We start from the raw sequence: 375 nt of genomic DNA, 5'->3' as shown, positions 1-375 counted from the left end.
ATCAGGATGCACCACTACAGCAAGTCCATCGTAGGCTACTTCCAGTTCAACGAAAGAAATTCCGTTGGATTCGGCAATGGCTCTTTCATCTTCTTTAATAGGCCTGGAAGCATTTGTGATCGCTACTTCTCCCCTTCCAAACTTCTGAAATCCGCCTCCGGTACCTGAAACACCTATGGTCACGTCAACATCCGGATCTTCTGCCCTGTATTCTTCTGCGATTGCTTCAGTAATTGGGTAAACTGTACTGGAGCCATCAATTGTGATCGCAGTACTACTCTCTTTTTTGTTATTTCCGCAGGAAGCCAGGGAAACTGTTATTGCTGTTAATAAAATGAGTTTTTTCATGATCTGTTTTTGTTAGAGTTGAAGTTC

1 protein-coding gene is annotated in these 375 nt (G+C 42.9%); it reads right to left on the bottom strand.

Features of this window, described 5'->3' with window-relative positions; genetic code table 11:
- Positions 1–348 (bottom strand): substrate-binding domain-containing protein (locus HC176_RS17480; protein WP_209309793.1); only part of this gene is annotated, 348 nt, incomplete at its 3' end.
- Positions 349–375: the final 27 nt, after the last annotated feature.

This window comes from Tamlana crocina (assembly GCF_012037625.1).
This window is presented reverse-complemented; position numbering and strand designations above follow the sequence as displayed.